Genomic DNA, 17,667 nt, shown 5'->3' with positions numbered 1-17,667 from the left:
ATTTTGTGTTGGAACACGTTTCAACCACCACGCTGATCATTACGCTGGTCATCATGGTGCTGGTCTCTGCGTATTTCTCCGGTTCAGAGACCGGCATGATGACGCTCAATCGTTACAAATTGCGCCATAAAGCCAAAAGCGGCAATCGCGGCGCGCGTCGGGTGGAAAAACTTCTGCGTCGTCCCGATCGCCTGATCAGCCTGGTTTTAATCGGCAATAACCTCGTTAATATCCTCGCCTCCGCTCTTGGCACCATTGTCGGTATGCGCCTGTATGGCGATGCCGGCGTGGCGATTGCCACCGGTATTCTGACTTTTGTGGTGCTGGTATTTGCTGAAGTGCTGCCGAAAACGGTCGCGGCGCTCTATCCAGAAAAAGTGGCCTATCCCAGCAGCGTGTTACTGGCTCCGCTGCAGTATGTGATGTTGCCGCTGGTGTGGCTGCTGAATACCATCACCCGCATTTTGATGCGCATGGTGGGCATTAAAACCGACGGTTCAATCAACTCGGCGTTAAGCAAAGAAGAGTTGCGCACCATCGTGCATGAATCACGTTCGCTGATGTCGCGTCGTAATCAGGACATGCTGCTGTCAGTGCTCGATCTGGAGAAAGTCAGCGTCGATGACATCATGGTGCCGCGTAATGAGATCGTCGGCATCAACGTCAATGATGACTGGAAATCGATAGAGCGCCAGCTGAGTCATTCGCCGCATGGACGCATCGTCCTGTTCCGCGATTCGCTGGATGATTGCGTTGGTATGCTGCGTGTGCGTGAAGCCTGGCGCATGATGACCGAGAAGAAAGAGTTCAACAAAGATCGCCTGTTGCGTGCTGCTGATGAAATTTACTATGTACCGGAAGGCACCCCGCTTAACGTGCAGCTGGTTAAATTTCAGCGTAACAAAAAGAAAGTCGGCATGGTGGTTGATGAATATGGCGATGTTAAAGGCTTAGTGACGATCGAAGATATTCTGGAAGAGATCGTGGGCGATTTCACCACCTCAATGTCGCCATCGCTGGCCGAAGAAGTGATGCCGCAAAATGATGGTTCGGTATTGATTGAAGGCAGCGCCAATGTGCGTGAAATCAACAAAGCCTTCAACTGGACGCTGCCGGAAGAGGATGCGCGCACCATTAATGGCATGCTGCTGGAAGCACTGGAAGAGATTCCGCTGGTTGATACCCGCGTTACCCTTGGTGCCTACGATATCGATATCCTCGATGTGCAGGACAACATGGTGAAGCAGGTGCGCATCACACCGCACCACGCACTAAAATCCTCCATCGGCTCCTGAAGCCTGCAAACAAAAACGCCGCGATAATCGCGGCGTTTTTCATTGTGTCTCAACTAGATGTGCAGCTCTTTCAGCTTTTCAGCTGGCAGCTTCAAATCTTCGTTGCGGTTCACGCCGATGTCGTGAGCCAGCACATTGCGCGCGATCTGCTGCGCTTCATCCAGTGAGTGCAGTTTGTAGCTGCCGCACTGATATTCGTTCAGCTCTGGAATCTGGCCCTGCTCTTTAACTTTCAGAACATCTTCCATCGCGCCTTTCCAGGCTTTCGCTACACGCTGCTCGTCAGGCGTACCAATCAAACTCATGTAGAAGCCAGTACGGCAACCCATCGGAGAGATGTCGACGATTTCAACGCCGTCACCATTCAGGTGATTACGCATGAAGCCAGCAAACAGGTGCTCCAGCGTATGAATGCCACGCTCAGTCAGAATTTCAATATTCGGACGGCAAAAACGCAGGTCGAAAACGGTGATGGTATCGCCATGCGGAGTTTTCATGGTTTTTGCTACACGTACTGCAGGTGCGCCCATGATGGTGTGATCAACAGTAAAACTATCCAGTAGTGGCATACGTCACCTCCTGTTTTGAGATTTTTTTTAAAACGATGAAACTTTTCTGTTCGTCCAGCGTCTGAATATATGAAAGACGCGCATTTGTTATCATCATCCCTGACAACAGAGATGTTTATTTTGGCCACATTGATGTGGCCATTTTCTTTTCTAGCCTTCGCGACCCGCAAGGTAGCTTTCGAAATCCAGCGTATCGCTCTGTTCCAGCTTCTCTTGTGCCTGCACTGACTCCAACGCCTGACGACTAAAGTCCTCTTCAGTCAGAATTTCTAACGACTCTTCGCATAGCAGATGACGATACTGTTCCGCCAAGGCCACGCCAGCGCCGGTTAAACCGTTTTCTTTGATCGCATGCAGAATGCGCGCCGAATAGGTTAGCTCAGGATCGTCGAAAGATGCCAACAGTTGATCGCAAACCTGTTGATATTGCGTGTTGCCGTGATTGCTGTCGAGTACTTCCGCCACGCGACGCAGATCGGCAAACAGCGCTTTACCCACTTCAACCAACGTATGTTCGGGTTCGCTGCAACCCACAGCAATAACCTGGCCGGGTTTGCGCCCTTCCATCACCACGCGGTTCCAGTTTTTACGCGTACACAGCAGCTCATCCGCGCTCATTTCCGGCGCGTCAGCCAGCGTACACCAAATCAGAAACAGATCGAGGAAACGCGCCTGATCGGCATCTACACCAATCGCGGAGAATGGGTTGATATCCAGCGAACGCACTTCAATGTATTCAATCCCGCCGCGCAGCAGCGCATCAGATGGCGCTTCACCTGAACGCGTAACGCGTTTCGGACGAATCGGTGCATACAGCTCATTTTCAATCTGCAGCACGTTGGTGTTCAGCTGCAGCCAGTTGCCATCGGCATCTTTGGTGCCCATGGCGGCATACTCTTCCGACGGCGTTTTGATCGCCGCTTTCAGTGCCGCAACGTAGCCTTCAAGCGAGTTAAAGGTGATGCCCAACCCGCTCTGCGATTTATTGGTGTAACCGAGGTCACTTAGGCGCAGCGAGGTGGCATGAGGCAGCCACAGCGTGCCTTTGCCGTCAGTTTCAAACGGCAGATTGCTCTCACGCCCTTGCAGGAATGAGGAGCAGATCGCTGGCGATGCACCGAACAGATAAGGAATGACCCAGCCAAAACGATAGTAGTTGCGAATCAAACGCAGATAGCCGGCAGAGATGGTCTCTTTGCCGCTTTCGGCATCTTTCACATCCGCCCACTCCTGCCAGAACGACAGCGGCAGCGAGAAGTTGTAGTGCACGCCAGAGATAATCTGCATCAGCGCGCTATAGCGATTCTTCAGCCCCTGACGATACAGCGTTTTCATTTTGCCGATGTTGGAGCTGCCATACTGCGCCAGCTCGATGCTATTAACATCATCAATGAAGCCAGGCATGCTGAAAGGCCACAAGCGCTCATCACCCAACTCACGCGCCACATGGCGGTGAATATCGCGCAGAAACGCCAGTGAACGATCGATGCTCTGATCGACCGGTGTGATGAACTCCATCAGCGTTTCAGCAAAATCGGTGGTAATCCAATCATGCTTGAGCGCCGAACCGAGTGACTCAGGATGTCCTGTGGTTGCCAGGTGACCATCGGGTTTTACGCGTAACGATTCGCGCTCAATACCACGGCCGATACCCTTTAACGCGTCAGGATGCGCTTCCAGCCAGGAAAGTGCCTTAGATACGTCCGGGATCACATTAACCTCCCGCTGTGTGAATAATTTATTTTTGTTCAGCATAATGTTAACCGTAGCCTCGAATCTGTGCGAATCAATGCCACCATTGCATTGTTTGTAATGTGGCGGTCGCGATAACGATATAACGCAGCGTTTTACCGATAGCGAGGAACAGCACCGAAGGCAGCCAGGCAAAGCGCAACCAACCTGCGAGCACGCAGAGTAAGTCGCCCACTACCGGCAGCCAGCTGAAAATCAGTGCTGCAGGTCCCAATCGGTGTAACCACGTCATTGCTGTGTCGTGCCATCGCCCTTGCCCTTTTGGTGGCATCAGGCGACCAAGAAGAATGTTGGTCAGGCCACCCAGCGTGTTTCCCACTGATGCAGCCAATAACAATCCATAAACCGAACCCTTTTGGGCGATCAGCAGTGCAACCAGCACCGCTTCCGAGCTCCCCGGTAACAGAGTCGCACTCAGGAAGCTGCTGCCGAATAACGATCCATAGGTCAGAAATTCATTCACAGTAAACGGACATCAACCACGTCCATGCCTGCTGCTTTGGCGGCTTGTACGCCGAAGTCAGCATCCTCAAACACCACACAGCGCTCGGGCGCGATGCCCATCAATTCAGCGCAGCGTAAAAAGGTATCCGGCTGCGGTTTATGACGCTGTACGTCATCCGCTCCGACAACCGCATCAAACAGGTGGTAAACGCCTAGCTCTTCGAGCAGGGCTTTTGCCAGGCTGTGTTCACTGCCGGTGCCCACCGCCATCGGACGGCGGCCATGATAGGCTTTGACCACGTCCATCAACGGCAGCGGACGCACGTCATCCAGCAACATCGCTTTCAGCGCAGCGGTTTTTTCCGCCGCCAGCAGATGTGGATCGTGCGTTGCATTGTTCTGCTCAAGAATGAACTGCGCCAGTTGCCAGGTTGGAGCGCCGTTGAAGCCCACCATTTTTTCTTCATCCATGGTGAAACCATAGCGGCCAAGCACCTGTTGCCAGGCTTTTCGATGTGTCGGCTCAGTATCCAGAATTGTGCCGTCCATATCGAAAATCAAGGCGTCATATTGGTCGTACATTGTCACTCCATCGAGCACCACAAAATGAGCCATTACTTTAGCGTAATGCGCTCAGGTTGTCGCCAGGCGCGCTTAACCGCAAATGCTTTGAAAGCATTAGTTTTTTTCGTTTTCGGAAAAAGGTCAGAGTGCAATGCCGGGGTTAAACGCCGGTTAATTCAGCAATTTTTTTGCAAGTGGATTTGATTGGCGCAGGATTCAGAAACTGAGAGTCAAAAACAGAAAGGTAATGAAGAAGAGATGGTGCATCCAGGAGGATTCGAACCTCCGACCGCTCGGTTCGTAGCCGAGTACTCTATCCAGCTGAGCTATGGATGCATCGAGTTACTGCTGAAGTCAATTTTGAGAAGTTTGAGAAGTTTGAGAAGTTTGAAGAGGAATGGTGCATCCAGGAGGATTCGAACCTCCGACCGCTCGGTTCGTAGCCGAGTACTCTATCCAGCTGAGCTATGGATGCATTGAGGTTTTCTTACGATGGACTAACTGAAACAACCTGAGGATGATACGAAGAATGGTGCATCCAGGAGGATTCGAACCTCCGACCGCTCGGTTCGTAGCCGAGTACTCTATCCAGCTGAGCTATGGATGCATCGAGTTAATTCTTGTACAACGCAGGGTGCTAACAACTCACCATGAAAGGAACTGCTCGTTCACTCTTACTTCACCATTCCGAATGGTGCATCCAGGAGGATTCGAACCTCCGACCGCTCGGTTCGTAGCCGAGTACTCTATCCAGCTGAGCTATGGATGCATCGGAAATGGCGGTGAGGCGGGGATTCGAACCCCGGATGCAGCTTTTGACCGCATACTCCCTTAGCAGGGGAGCGCCTTCAGCCTCTCGGCCACCTCACCTTACGCGTTCTTCCGAACCGTGCTTCTGAACTTGTTTCTGCTCATCGGCACTGCGTGGCGCACATATTACTTTCCCGGACTTATAAGTCAAACATTTATTTCCAGCCTTTTGTTTGATTGCACAAATGACGCTCAATTCGGATGCTTTAACGACAAAAAGAGTGATTTATCAACAAAGAAAGGCTGCTGGAGAACACAAATGCGGATTAAAAGACTGGAGGGATTGAGAAAGAAAAACGGGAGATGTGCGGGACTGGAGGGGAAAAACCGGTAGCGCCTCGCTCAGGAGCGAGGCGCTGAATCCGTTAGTAACTCGAGGCTTGAGTTTTTTCGGCTTGAATACGCTGATAGATCTCTTCGCGATGAACCGAAACTTCTTTAGGCGCGTTAACACCAATGCGGACCTGGTTACCTTTAACACCCAGCACCGTTACAGTCACCTCATCGCCAATCATGAGGGTTTCACCAACTCGACGAGTTAGAATAAGCATTCTTTGCTCCTTGAAAGATTAAAAGAGTCGGGCTTGTTCGGTCTCCCGGCCGTATCCATCATATAACGCTGAACAATGCCTATGACAAATACACCATTGTGCTTCGCCATGCCAATACATTCTGCTGATAGTTAGTTTAGCCGAAATACACTACATCAACCGGACTTTGTCATTACCTGGTGTGCACCGCGTTAAAAAAGCGCCAGAAAACGGGCTTCTGGCGCTTATCACAATGCGAAGTTTTATACGTTACAGTCGGTTACTGACCCATTCCTGCACGCCAGCCAGCGCGCCAGCCAGCGCCTGCGGATTTGTCCCGCCGGCCTGAGCCATATCTGGGCGACCACCGCCTTTACCGCCAACCTGAGAGGCAAGTTCGCCAATCAGCTCGCCGGCTTTTACGCGGTCAGTGAGATCTTTGGTCACACCAGCAATCAGTGAAACTTTTCCATCATCAACCGTTGCCAACACGATGATGGCAGACGTTAACTGGTTTTTCAGATCGTCAACCATGGTACGCAACATTTTTGGCTCAACGTTGCTCAGTTCACTGACCAGCAACTTCGTGCCTTTAACGTCAACCGCTTTGCTACTCAATGAAGCGCTTTCCTGCGCAGCTTGCTGATCGCGCAGTTGTTGCAACTCTTTTTCCAGCGCACGGACGTGATCAACCAGGCCGCGCACCTTCTCATTCAAATTACTGCTATTGGCTTTCACCAATTGCGCCACATCCAGCAACTGTTGGCTCTGCGCATTCACTTGTGCCAACGCACCTTCGCCGGTTACGGCTTCAATGCGGCGTACACCTGCAGCAGTGCCCGATTCAGACTGAATGCGGAACAGGCCAATATCACCGGTACGCAGCGCGTGGATACCACCGCACAGCTCAGTAGAGAAATCGCCCATGGTCAGCACACGTACGCGCTGATCGTATTTCTCGCCAAACAGCGCCATTGCGCCCTTCTGTTTTGCGTCATCGAGATCCATGATTTCGGTCTCAACGGCAAGGTTGCGGCGAATCTGCGCGTTAACAATATCCTCAACCTGACGGATTTCCTGCGGCTTCATGGCTTCAAAATGAGAGAAGTCGAAACGCAGATACTTATCGTTAACCAGCGAGCCTTTCTGTCCTACGTGATCACCCAACACCTGACGCAGTGCGGCATGCAGCAAGTGCGTGGCAGAGTGATTCAAGCGGATGCGCGCGCGGCGGGTTTCATCAACCTGGGCATGCAAACGGTCGCCAACGCGTAACTGGCCGCTGCTCAGCTTACCGATATGTCCAATCGCTTTACCATACTTCTGAGTGTCCTGAACGCTAAATTCAGCATTCTGCCCAGCCAGCACGCCGGTATCGCCAACCTGTCCACCTGACTCACCGTAGAACGGCGTTTCATCAAGCACGACCACCGCGTCCTGACCTGCGCTGATCTGATCAACTTGCTGACCCTCGACGAACAGTGCTTCGACTGTCGCGTTCAGTTCCAGATGGTCATAGCCTTTGAAGTCGGTTGCGGCATCAATGCGAATGACATTGTTATAGTCGGCACCAAAACCACTGGCTTCACGCGCACGTTGACGCTGCTGCTCCATCGCGGCTTCAAAACCGGCTTCATCAATCTTCAGATTGCGCTCACGGCATACATCAGCAGTCAAATCCGCAGGGAAACCAAAGGTATCGTACAGACGGAACACCGTTTCGCCATCAAGGGTATCGCCCTGCAGTTTTGCCAGCTCTTCATCCAGCAGCGCAAGCCCACGCTCCAGCGTTTTAGCAAACTGCTCTTCTTCGTTCTTCAGCGCGTTTTCAACATGCTTCTGCTGACGCTTCAGATCTTCACCTGCGGCACCCATCACCTCGATCAGTGGCGCAACCAGCTTGTAGAAGAATGCCTCTTTCGCGCCCAGCATATTGCCGTGACGCACCGCGCGACGAATGATGCGACGCAACACATAGCCGCGGTTTTCGTTCGATGGAATTACGCCATCGGCGATCAGGAAGGCACAAGAGCGAATATGGTCGGCGATAACGCGCAGCGACTTGTTATCCAGATCGGTTGCGCCAGTTACCTGTGCAACAGACTTGATCAATTTGGCAAACAGATCGATTTCATAGTTGGAGTTAACGTGCTGCAGCACGGCAGCAATACGCTCCAGACCCATGCCGGTATCCACTGACGGTTTCGGCAGCGGCTCCATGGTGCCGTCGGCCTGACGGTTGAACTGCATGAAGACGATGTTCCAGATCTCGATGTAACGATCGCCATCTTCTTCCGGGCTGCCCGGCGGGCCACCCCAGATATGATCGCCGTGATCGAAGAAAATTTCGGTGCATGGACCGCAAGGACCGGTGTCGCCCATCTGCCAGAAGTTATCTGAAGCATAAGCGCTGCCTTTGTTGTCACCGATACGGATAATGCGCTCGCGCGGCACACCAATATCGTTAGCCCAGATTTCGAAGGCTTCATCGTCTGTTTCATAGACGGTCACCCACAGGCGCTCTTTAGGCAGCTTAAACCACTGCTCACCCGTCAGCAGTTCCCATGCATAAGCGATCGCTTCTTTCTTGAAGTAATCACCAAAGCTGAAGTTGCCCAACATTTCAAAGAAGGTGTGGTGACGTGCCGTGTAGCCCACGTTTTCGAGGTCGTTATGCTTGCCGCCGGCACGCACACAACGCTGAGACGTCGTTGCGCGCGCATAGTCGCGCTTATCCTGACCGAGGAAAACGTCTTTAAACTGGACCATCCCAGCATTGGTAAACAGCAAAGTCGGGTCGTTGTTCGGTACGAGGGAGCTGCTGGCTACAACCTGATGTCCCTTGCTATGAAAAAAGTCGAGAAACGCTTGACGGATCTCAGCAGTGCTCTTGCTCATAAAATTCCTGGAATCACGCTAACGAACGTTCCCTTTCGCTGGCAAACCCTATCCATCCGGCCTGCCGCTGACTGAGGAACAAAAAGTGGGAATAAGATAAATTTTCTTCAGTGGGAAGTAAAATCACATCGCCTTTCAGTCGTCACTATTTCTGAAAACAGTCTGAATATCTTCCATCATAAAGCCTTTCGACATTAAAAAACGCTGAACCTTGCTTTTCTCGGCCCAGGTTTGCGGCAAGGGTTCGCCAAATTTGCGTTTGGCAAGGTCGGCTGCGCATTGGCTCCAGTCCACTTCGGTATCGAACAGCGCCTGATTGATCTCATCGCGGCCAATGCCTTTTTGCTGCAACTCCATACGCACGCGCTGCGGACCATATCCCTTACGCGCACGGCTTTGAATAAAGCGTTCGGTAAAGCGCTCATCGTTGAGCCAACCGCTCTCCTGACACCAGTCGAGCACTTTTTCCAGTAACTCATCGGGAATCGGCGTGTTTTCCTGCTGCTGCAGGTAGGCCGCGCGTTGGGAAGAGAGCTGCAACTTACGCTTCAGCTCTTCGCGACTGTGATCGCGCTGCGAGAGGATACGCATAGCACGGTCCAGCAAACGGGAATATGTTGGCACAGGTGCCGCAGATGGTGACGATGACATAGGATCAACCTTGTTCTAACAGTCGTGCAGGGACGCAGGGTAAAGCAAGAAGGCAGAGAGGAAAAGCGCTGGCGGGGAAAAGCAAAACGGGAGCATCTCTGCTCCCGTTAATATTTTAGAAATCTTCGTTGGTTTCGCTGGCTTCTTCGCGATCATCAGCGGAGATTTTCGCTGTATCAGCAGCGGCGACTTCACCACTTAACAGCAAGTCACGCAGCTTCTTGTCGATCTCATTCGCAATCGCCGGGTTCTCTTTAAGGAAGTTGGTGGAGTTAGCTTTACCCTGACCAATCTTCTCACCATTGTAGCTGTACCACGCACCGGCTTTCTCAACCAGCTTATGCTTCACACCAAGATCCACCAGCTCGCCAAAGGTGTTGATACCTTCGCCGTACATGATTTGGAATTCAGCCTGCTTAAACGGTGCCGCAATTTTGTTCTTCACGACTTTCACGCGGGTTTCGCTACCGACCACTTCGTCGCCCTCTTTAATCGCACCGATACGGCGGATATCCAGACGAACAGAAGCGTAGAATTTCAGCGCGTTACCGCCGGTTGTGGTTTCCGGGTTACCGAACATAACACCAATCTTCATACGAATCTGGTTGATGAAGATCAGCAGCGTGTTGGACTGCTTCAGGTTACCAGCCAGCTTACGCATTGCCTGGCTCATCATACGAGCGGCCAGACCCATGTGTGAATCGCCGATCTCGCCTTCGATTTCCGCTTTCGGCGTCAGCGCCGCCACGGAGTCGACGATAATGACGTCAACCGCGCCTGAACGCGCCAGCGCATCACAAATTTCCAGTGCTTGCTCACCGGTATCCGGCTGTGAACACAGCAGGTTATCGATATCAACGCCCAGTTTTTTTGCGTATACCGGATCCAGTGCGTGCTCGGCATCGATAAAGGCACAGGTTTTACCTTTACGCTGTGCAGAAGCAATAACCTGCAGCGTCAGCGTGGTTTTACCCGAAGACTCCGGTCCGTAAATCTCAACGATACGTCCCATCGGCAAGCCACCCGCGCCCAGCGCGATATCCAGTGACAGTGAGCCGGTAGAGATGGTTTCGACATCCATTGAGCGGTCTTCACCCAAGCGCATGATGGAGCCTTTACCAAATTGCTTCTCAATCTGGCCCAGTGCGGCAGCTAAAGCCTTCTGTTTGTTCTCGTCGATCGCCATTTCCACTCCTAATCATGCTGGGTGAGTCGACATCAAGTATGTCGCTCGTTCTGTTGCCGCTAATTATACTGTATGGTCATACAGTATCAAGTTTAATTTATCAGAAATTCATTAAGCAGCGTTTGCAGCGCCCAGGCCACTGATTGACGACGCACCGCATCACGGTCGCCAGCAAAGATCTGGCGCTGCGCTAATACGCGCCCCTCTGGTCCCGCAATCGCAAACCACAAGGTGCCCACCGGTTTATCGGGCGTACCACCCTCCGGACCGGCAATACCGCTTACCGCGATGGCGTATTCCGCCGCCGCTGCTTTTGCCGCACCGGTCGCCATCTCACGCACCGTCTGTTCACTTACGGCGCCATGCTGCTGCAGTGTTGTGTCCTGTACGCCCACCATCTGCTGCTTAGCTTCATTGCTGTAAGTGACGAAACCGCGCTCAAACCAGGCGGAGCTGCCGCTGATATCGGTAAAGACTTTCGCAATCCAGCCACCGGTGCAGGATTCCGCTGCGGTCACCGTTGCCTGACGTTTCTTCAGCTGCTCGCCAATACGGCGACTTAGCTGCTGTAACTGTTCATCGTTCATCGCCTTCTCCCGTTGTGGCGCTTCACGTTAGCAGTAAATGGTGCGCTGAAAAGCCCTTTTCAACCTTCAGCCATCATTTCTGCGTACTGGCTTCCAGATACCTCAGCCTGTTTTCACTGCAACCATAAACAGGCGCGGGAAGGCTAACAAAACCTGGCCGTTACTGCGTGCGGGGTAAGCCGGAATAAGTGCCTGGTGATAATCATGGAGAAATGCGGCCTGCTGGGTTTCATCAAGCCCCGCAAGGAAAGGACGCAGCCCGGTGGCACGCAACCAGGTAATGATGCCCTGCGCATCTGCCATCGGGTGATAATAAGTGGTGCGCCAGATATCAACCTTGCAACCCGCATCGGTCAACAAGTCGTAATAATGATCGGTAGTCAGCAGACGTTTGCGATCCGCCGCCTGAGGTGAAATCAACGCCTGCCACTTTTCATTCGCCGCCACTTCACGCATCAAGCGGTGCGACGGTTCTTCAAGGTTATCGGGCATCTGAATCGCTAACGCGCCACCGATGGCCAATTGATCAACCAGATGCGGCAGCAATGTGTGATGCTCGGTCAACCACTGCAGCGAGGCATTGGCATAGATAACCTGCTGCGGCTGTTCGGCCTGCCAGCGACGAATATCAGCCTGCTGAAAATGGCAGGTGGGCAGACGTTCGCGCGCCTGCTCTAACATTGCGGCAGAGCTATCAATTCCGGTTATCTGCGCCTTCGGCCAGGCTTGCGCCAGTAGCTCGGTACTGTTGCCGGGTCCGCAACCAAGATCAGTGGCAAAGCGCACATCATCGAGCGGAATGCGCTCCAATAGCTCACGCGCCGGACGGGTTCGCTCTGATTCGAATTGGCGATACAGCTGTGGATTCCAGTCTTGCATGGCAATGCTCCTGTCTTGGCTGAGGGGCTAAACACTACCTGCTTTTCTCGCCTTAATAGAAAGAGAAAAGTGCGATATCTCACCTTTTTATCCTCGCTAACTGGTTAGCCTGTGTAGATAGCATTAAGTTAAAACGATGTTTCATTTTCTTAATACGGAGCTTGTTATGTCTGCACAACCCGCATTGCCCGGCGTATGGTGTCCGTCAGTAACGCCCTTCGACAGCAACAATAATCTGGATATTGATGCGCTTAGCCGCCATTTTTCGCGCCTGAATCAATCAGGCATTGATACCTTGCTGTTGATGGGCAGCATTGGCGAGTTTGCCTCGCTCTCGCAGCAGGAGCGCCTGTTACTGATCCGCGAGGCGCGCCAACTCTCACCACTAAGCATGGTGGCAAACGTCTCCAGCACCTGTATTGCGGATATGCTGCAGCTGGCGGATGCGGCCTGGCAGAACGGATTTGATGCTGTGATGGTGCTGCCTCCCTACTATTACGGGCAGACACATAAACAGCTGCTGAGCTATTTCAAAGCGCTTGATACACAGTTGGGCGGCAAATGGTTTGCCTATAATTTCCCCGCGCGTACCGGCTGCGATTTAACGCCTGCACTGGTCGCAGAACTGGCGGCAGAGTTACCCAACTTTGTTGGCATCAAAGACACCATGGATTGTTTGTCGCACAACCGCGCGATGATTGAAGAAACCAAGAAAGTGCGCAGCGATTTCACCGTGCTTTCCGGTTATGACGAATATCTGCTGCCCAATCTGCTGGCTGGCGGTTCCGGTGTGATTTCCGGCTTAAACAATATTGTGCCGGAGCTGTTTGCCCGAGCGATGCAGGCCTGGCGGGCGGGCGATTTAGCGCAGCTCAGTGAGATTCAGCAACGCATTGGTAAGTTGATGGCGATTTACACCATTGGTGATGATTTTGTTACCACCATAAAAACGGCCGTTGCACGCCAATTTGATTCAATGCGCAGCTACTCGCGCAATTATGGTGGCGAGCTAACAGCGGAACAGTGCGAAGAAGTGGATCGTTTGCTGAGTTGAAACAAGCAGGACGGCGCCGAGCCGTCCTGTGATTAGTTCTTTTTGACGAACTCAGATTTGAGTTTCATCTGACCAAAGCCATCAATCTTGCAATCAATGTTGTGATCGCCTTCGACCAGGCGAATGCTTTTGACTTTGGTACCAATTTTCAGCGTGGAAGAGCTGCCTTTAACCTTGAGATCTTTAACGACAGTTACGCTGTCGCCATCCGCTAGCAGGTTGCCGTTGGCATCGCGCACCACCAAGCCGTCAACTGCATCATCGGCGCTTGCCGTCCAGATGTGGCCGCAAGATGGGCAATTCAGGTTCTCGCCATCTTGCCAGGTGTAATCGGCCTGGCATACAGGACAGGCAGGTAAGGTACTCATAAGCGCTCCTCAGAAGTCGGATGCGGTGAAGATGGCACCGCAAAAGGGGCGCCATCTTATACCCTCACAATTTATATGGACAGCATTAAAACATGCTGCCCTGACGTGCTTTAGCCACGGCTTCACCCAACTGCCACACCGCCATTGCATAGTGGGTGCTGTGGTTGTAGCGCGTAATGGCGTAGAAGTTGGGCAGGCCGTACCAATATTGATAACTGGTGCCGAGATCCAAACGCAGCAAGCTTACCTGAGAGTTACCATCCAGCGATCCCTGTGGCGTTAAACCACTCGCGGCTAAGGTGCTTACCGGGTACTTGGTTTTAAAGCCATTCTCCAACGCTGGAGCCTGACCGCTGGCTGGCACTGCAACGTTTTCGCCCGCACGCCAGCCGTGTTCTTTAAAGTAGTTGGCTACGCTGCCAATCGCATCAACCGGATCCCAAAGGTTGATATGACCATCGCCATTAAAATCGACCGCATATTGCTTATATGAGGATGGCATGAACTGTCCATAACCCATCGCACCGGCAAAGGAGCCGCGCAGATCCAGCGGATCGTCTTGCTCTGTACGCGCCATCAGCAGGAAGGTCTCCAGCTCACCGCTGAAGTAAGCTGCGCGACGCGGATAGCTAAATGACAAGGTTGCCAGCGCATCCAGCAAGCGCGTTTTGCCCATTACCCTGCCCCAGCGCGTTTCAACGCCAATAATGCCAACAATGATTTCCGGCGGCACACCGTAAACCTGCTGCGCACGCTGCAGCGCATCCTGATACTGATTCCAGAATGCCACGCCATTCTGCACGTTATCCGGCGTAATGAACTTATTGCGATAGCGAATCCATGCACCGTTCGGTCCGGTTGGCGGCGTATAGCTCGGCGCTTGCTGGTCCATCAGGCGCAGTACGTAATCCAGACGCTTCGCCTGGCCAATCACCGCGTGCAACTGTTCACGGTTAAAACCGTGTTTTGCCACCATTTGATCAATGAACTGTTCAGCGGCAGGGTTACCCGCAAAATCGCCAAACATCGGTTGAACCGCGTGTGAAGGTTCCAGCAAAAAACCGCCTTTAGGTGCAGGCACAACGGCGGGCTGCTGGTGGGATGCAGGCTTACTGCTGCAGGCAGCAAGCAGAGTAATAAGCGGAAGAAGAGCAACCTTAAAACGCATTGGATATCCATAAGCCAGGTGAAACCGGAAGCACTCATGGTAATCGTTCATCGGGGTGACATACAGAGCAATATCTTAAAATTTAACCGTTTCTCGCCAGTTTCAGCCGGTTACAACGTGAATTTGCGAAACGGCTCCACACTTTACCTTTTTCATTAAATTTTGCTTTTTACCGTTTGCAGCAATTTGTTATGGTCGGCAGCCATAAAGCCCTGCTGGCGGATGAAGGTCCGGTGGCAAAAATGGTAATATCCCGCTTTCGTTATCCGTCCACACGATAACGACACTTCCGGGCTGCATTGACCCAGCCTCAGGTAATTAAAAGAATGAACGTTGAGTGAGAATGAGATGAAAGGAGCAGAGCAAATGGACTTTAATGGCCATACGCCGATGATGCAGCAATACCTGCGCCTGAAGGCCGATCATCCTGACATCCTGCTGTTTTACCGCATGGGCGACTTCTACGAGCTGTTTTACGATGACGCGAAACGCGCTTCACAGCTATTAGAGATCTCCCTGACCAAACGCGGCGCTTCTGCCGGTGAACCGATCCCTATGGCGGGCGTGCCTTACCATGCGGTTGAAGGCTATCTGGCGAAACTGGTCCAGCTCGGCGAATCGGTGGCGATCTGTGAACAGATTGGCGATCCGGCCTTGAGCAAAGGCCCGGTTGAGCGAAAAGTGGTGCGTATCGTTACACCCGGCACCATCAGCGATGAAGCCCTGCTGCAAGAGCGCCAGGATAACTTGCTCGCCGCTATCTTCCAGAGCCAACGTGGTTTTGGATATGCAACGCTGGACATCAGTTCTGGCCGCTTCCGCCTGAGTGAACCCGGCGATCTGGAGACGATGGCAGCAGAACTGCAGCGCACCAACCCGGCTGAACTGCTCTATCCTGAAGATTTCCAGGCAATGACGTTGATCGATCAACGCCGTGGCCTGCGTCGCCGTCCGCTATGGGAATATGAAATCGATACGGCGCGCCAGCAGCTGAACCTGCAATTTGGCACCCGCGACTTAAATGGTTTTGGTGTTGAGCAGGCGCATCTGGCACTGCGTGCAGCGGGATGCGTGCTGCAATATGTCAAAGATACACAGCGCACTTCGCTACCGCATATTCGCTCACTGAGCATGGAGCGCCAGCAGGATAGCGTGATCATGGATGCTGCTACGCGCCGCAACCTGGAAATTACGCAGAATCTGGCTGGCGGCATTGAAAACACGCTGGCGGCGATACTGGATAAAACCGTTACGCCTATGGGCAGCCGTATGCTGAAACGCTGGCTGCATATGCCGCTGCGTGATGTTACGACCATCGCGCGTCGTCAGGAGTCTATTGCCGAACTGCAATCGCTCAGTCAGGAGCTGCAGCCGGTACTGCGTCAGGTGGGCGATCTTGAGCGTATTCTGGCGCGACTGGCACTGCGCACCGCGCGCCCACGCGATTTGGCACGTATGCGCCATGCCTTCCAGCAGTTGCCAGAGTTGAACCAGCAGTTGGAAGGCGTTGAAGCTACCCAATTAATCAATCTGCGATCGCAAATGGGCGAATTCAACGAGCTACGAGAGTTGCTGGAACACGCAATTATTGAATCGCCGCCGGTGCTGGTACGTGACGGTGGTGTGATCGCTCCGGGATACAACGCTGAACTCGACGAATGGCGTGCGCTGGCTGATGGCGCCACCGATTATCTTGATCGTCTGGAAATCCGTGAACGCGAGAAACTCGGGCTGGATACGCTGAAGGTCGGCTTTAACGCGATTCATGGCTACTACATTCAGGTTAGTCGTGGTCAAAGTCATCTGGTGCCGATTCACTATGTTCGTCGCCAGACGCTAAAGAATGCTGAACGCTATATCATTCCTGAACTGAAAGAGTATGAAGACAAGGTTCTGACGTCGAAAGGCAAAGCGCTAGCGCTGGAGAAAGGTCTTTACGATGAGCTGTTTGACCGCCTGCTACCGCATCTTGAAGCCCTGCAAATCAGTGCGGCAGCACTCTCTGAACTGGACGTGTTAGCGAACCTGGCCGAACGCGCCTGGACGCTGAACTATTGCCGTCCTGTGCTGCAAGAAAAAGCGGGCATCCGTATTACTGCGGGCCGCCATCCGGTGGTCGAACAGGTATTGAAAGAGCCGTTTATCGCTAACCCGCTTTCACTTTCACCGCAGCGGCGCATGCTGATTATCACTGGCCCCAATATGGGCGGTAAAAGTACGTATATGCGTCAGACAGCGTTGATTGCACTGATGGCGTGGATTGGCAGCTATGTACCAGCGGAAGAGACCGTCATTGGCCCAATTGATCGCATCTTCACGCGCGTCGGTGCCGCTGATGATCTGGCTTCCGGACGCTCAACCTTTATGGTGGAGATGACGGAAACCGCCAACATCCTGCATAACGCCACCGAAAACAGTCTGGTACTGATGGATGAAATCGGGCGCGGCACCTCAACTTATGATGGTTTGTCGCTGGCATGGGCCTGCGCTGAAAGTCTGGCGAATCGCATTAAAGCCATGACGCTGTTCGCCACCCACTATTTCGAGCTGACCACGCTGCCGGAAAAAATGGAAGGTGTAGTAAATGTGCATCTGGATGCGGTCGAACACGGCGACACCATCGCCTTTATGCACAGCGTGCAGGATGGCGCTGCGAGCAAGAGCTATGGTCTCGCGGTGGCGGCACTGGCGGGCGTGCCGAAGGACGTGATTAAGCGCGCACGTAATAAACTGAAGGAACTTGAAGCGTTATCTGGCAGCTCTGCCGCATCCACGGTGGAAGGTTCGCAAATGCAGTTGCTGGTGGCAGAAAGCTCACCGGCGGTTGATGCTCTCGAGGCTCTGGACCCAGATAGCTTAACGCCCAAACAAGCGCTGGAATGGATCTATCGCTTGAAAACGCTGGTGTAATC

General features: G+C 52.8%; 15 protein-coding genes and 5 tRNA genes. 3 read left to right on the top strand and 17 right to left on the bottom strand.

The genetic code is table 11. The features are described 5' to 3' along the window. The first annotated feature begins 8 nt into the window (after positions 1-8). The gene (locus tag FHW71_RS16090; RefSeq protein WP_008108991.1) at positions 9-1,295 is read left to right on the top strand and encodes an HlyC/CorC family transporter; all 1,287 of its coding nucleotides are present in this window, start codon (positions 9-11) and stop codon (positions 1,293-1,295) included. 53 nt (positions 1,296-1,348) lie between these two features. Here the strand turns inward: FHW71_RS16090 and luxS are convergent, their stop codons facing one another. From luxS to tam, 15 genes are all read right to left on the bottom strand, one after another. Further along, on the bottom strand, positions 1,349-1,864 hold the full coding sequence (gene luxS, locus FHW71_RS16085; RefSeq protein WP_007893307.1) for an S-ribosylhomocysteine lyase: 516 nt from the start codon (positions 1,862-1,864) through the stop codon (positions 1,349-1,351). A gap of 150 nt (positions 1,865-2,014) precedes the next feature. Next, positions 2,015-3,619: a glutamate--cysteine ligase gene (gene gshA / locus FHW71_RS16080; RefSeq protein ID WP_179452279.1), complete on the bottom strand. Its 1,605-nt coding sequence runs from the start codon at positions 3,617-3,619 to the stop codon at positions 2,015-2,017. Positions 3,620-3,650: 31 nt separating this feature from the next. Continuing rightward, positions 3,651-4,079, bottom strand: a complete 429-nt coding sequence (locus FHW71_RS16075) for a YqaA family protein (RefSeq protein WP_061719953.1) — start codon at positions 4,077-4,079, stop codon at positions 3,651-3,653. Next, a complete protein-coding gene (gene yqaB / locus FHW71_RS16070) occupies positions 4,076-4,642 on the bottom strand; it encodes a fructose-1-phosphate/6-phosphogluconate phosphatase (RefSeq protein ID WP_008108985.1) in 567 nt (188 codons plus the stop codon). Before yqaB ends, FHW71_RS16075 begins: the two co-directional genes overlap by 4 nt. Positions 4,643-4,883: 241 nt before the next feature. Then, a tRNA-Arg gene (locus FHW71_RS16065) sits at positions 4,884-4,960 on the bottom strand. Positions 4,961-5,022: 62 nt separating this feature from the next. Beyond that, positions 5,023-5,099 (bottom strand) — tRNA-Arg (locus tag FHW71_RS16060). 55 nt (positions 5,100-5,154) lie between these two features. Further along, positions 5,155-5,231: transfer RNA gene (locus FHW71_RS16055), tRNA-Arg, on the bottom strand. An 85-nt stretch (positions 5,232-5,316) separates the two neighbouring features. Then, positions 5,317-5,393: transfer RNA gene (locus tag FHW71_RS16050), tRNA-Arg, on the bottom strand. An 8-nt stretch (positions 5,394-5,401) separates the two neighbouring features. Continuing rightward, positions 5,402-5,494 (bottom strand) — tRNA-Ser (locus FHW71_RS16045). Positions 5,495-5,799: 305 nt separating this feature from the next. Further along, positions 5,800-5,985 carry a carbon storage regulator CsrA gene (gene csrA, locus FHW71_RS16040; RefSeq protein WP_008104508.1) on the bottom strand — a complete coding sequence of 62 codons (186 nt, stop codon included), beginning with the start codon at positions 5,983-5,985 and terminating at the stop codon, positions 5,800-5,802. Positions 5,986-6,234: 249 nt separating this feature from the next. Beyond that, the gene (gene alaS, locus FHW71_RS16035; RefSeq protein ID WP_179452278.1) at positions 6,235-8,862 is read right to left on the bottom strand and encodes an alanine--tRNA ligase; all 2,628 of its coding nucleotides are present in this window, start codon (positions 8,860-8,862) and stop codon (positions 6,235-6,237) included. A gap of 135 nt (positions 8,863-8,997) precedes the next feature. After that, complete coding sequence (locus tag FHW71_RS16030) at positions 8,998-9,453, bottom strand: regulatory protein RecX (protein WP_286176264.1); 456 nt, start codon at positions 9,451-9,453, stop codon at positions 8,998-9,000. Positions 9,454-9,628: 175 nt separating this feature from the next. Then, positions 9,629-10,699, bottom strand: coding sequence for a recombinase RecA (gene recA, locus FHW71_RS16025; RefSeq protein ID WP_008104515.1), 1,071 nt, complete (start codon positions 10,697-10,699; stop codon positions 9,629-9,631). Between the two features lie 92 nt (positions 10,700-10,791). Beyond that, positions 10,792-11,286: a nicotinamide-nucleotide amidase gene (gene pncC / locus FHW71_RS16020; RefSeq protein WP_179452276.1), complete on the bottom strand. Its 495-nt coding sequence runs from the start codon at positions 11,284-11,286 to the stop codon at positions 10,792-10,794. Between the two features lie 102 nt (positions 11,287-11,388). After that, positions 11,389-12,165, bottom strand: coding sequence for a trans-aconitate 2-methyltransferase (gene tam / locus FHW71_RS16015; protein ID WP_179452275.1), 777 nt, complete (start codon positions 12,163-12,165; stop codon positions 11,389-11,391). 166 nt (positions 12,166-12,331) lie between these two features. Between tam and FHW71_RS16010 the strand changes: the two genes are divergently transcribed. Further along, complete coding sequence (locus tag FHW71_RS16010; protein WP_179452274.1) at positions 12,332-13,219, top strand: dihydrodipicolinate synthase family protein; 888 nt, start codon at positions 12,332-12,334, stop codon at positions 13,217-13,219. Between the two features lie 32 nt (positions 13,220-13,251). Here FHW71_RS16010 and FHW71_RS16005 read toward each other — a convergent pair whose 3' ends face one another. Further along, complete coding sequence (locus tag FHW71_RS16005; protein ID WP_061719946.1) at positions 13,252-13,587, bottom strand: zinc ribbon domain-containing protein YjdM; 336 nt, start codon at positions 13,585-13,587, stop codon at positions 13,252-13,254. 85 nt (positions 13,588-13,672) lie between these two features. Further along, the gene (mltB, locus tag FHW71_RS16000; RefSeq protein ID WP_061719945.1) at positions 13,673-14,755 is read right to left on the bottom strand and encodes a lytic murein transglycosylase B; all 1,083 of its coding nucleotides are present in this window, start codon (positions 14,753-14,755) and stop codon (positions 13,673-13,675) included. A 366-nt stretch (positions 14,756-15,121) separates the two neighbouring features. On the opposite strand from mltB, the gene mutS reads away from it, so the two are divergent. Continuing rightward, positions 15,122-17,665 carry a DNA mismatch repair protein MutS gene (mutS, locus tag FHW71_RS15995; protein ID WP_179452273.1) on the top strand — a complete coding sequence of 848 codons (2,544 nt, stop codon included), beginning with the start codon at positions 15,122-15,124 and terminating at the stop codon, positions 17,663-17,665. The last annotated feature ends 2 nt before the right edge of the window (positions 17,666-17,667 follow it).

Origin of the sequence: Enterobacter sp. Sphag1F (assembly GCF_014193275.1) — a bacterium.
GTDB lineage: Bacteria > Pseudomonadota > Gammaproteobacteria > Enterobacterales > Enterobacteriaceae > Pantoea > Pantoea symbiotica.
Note: the sequence above shows the minus strand (reverse complement) of the source record. Positions and strands in the feature narration are given on the sequence as shown.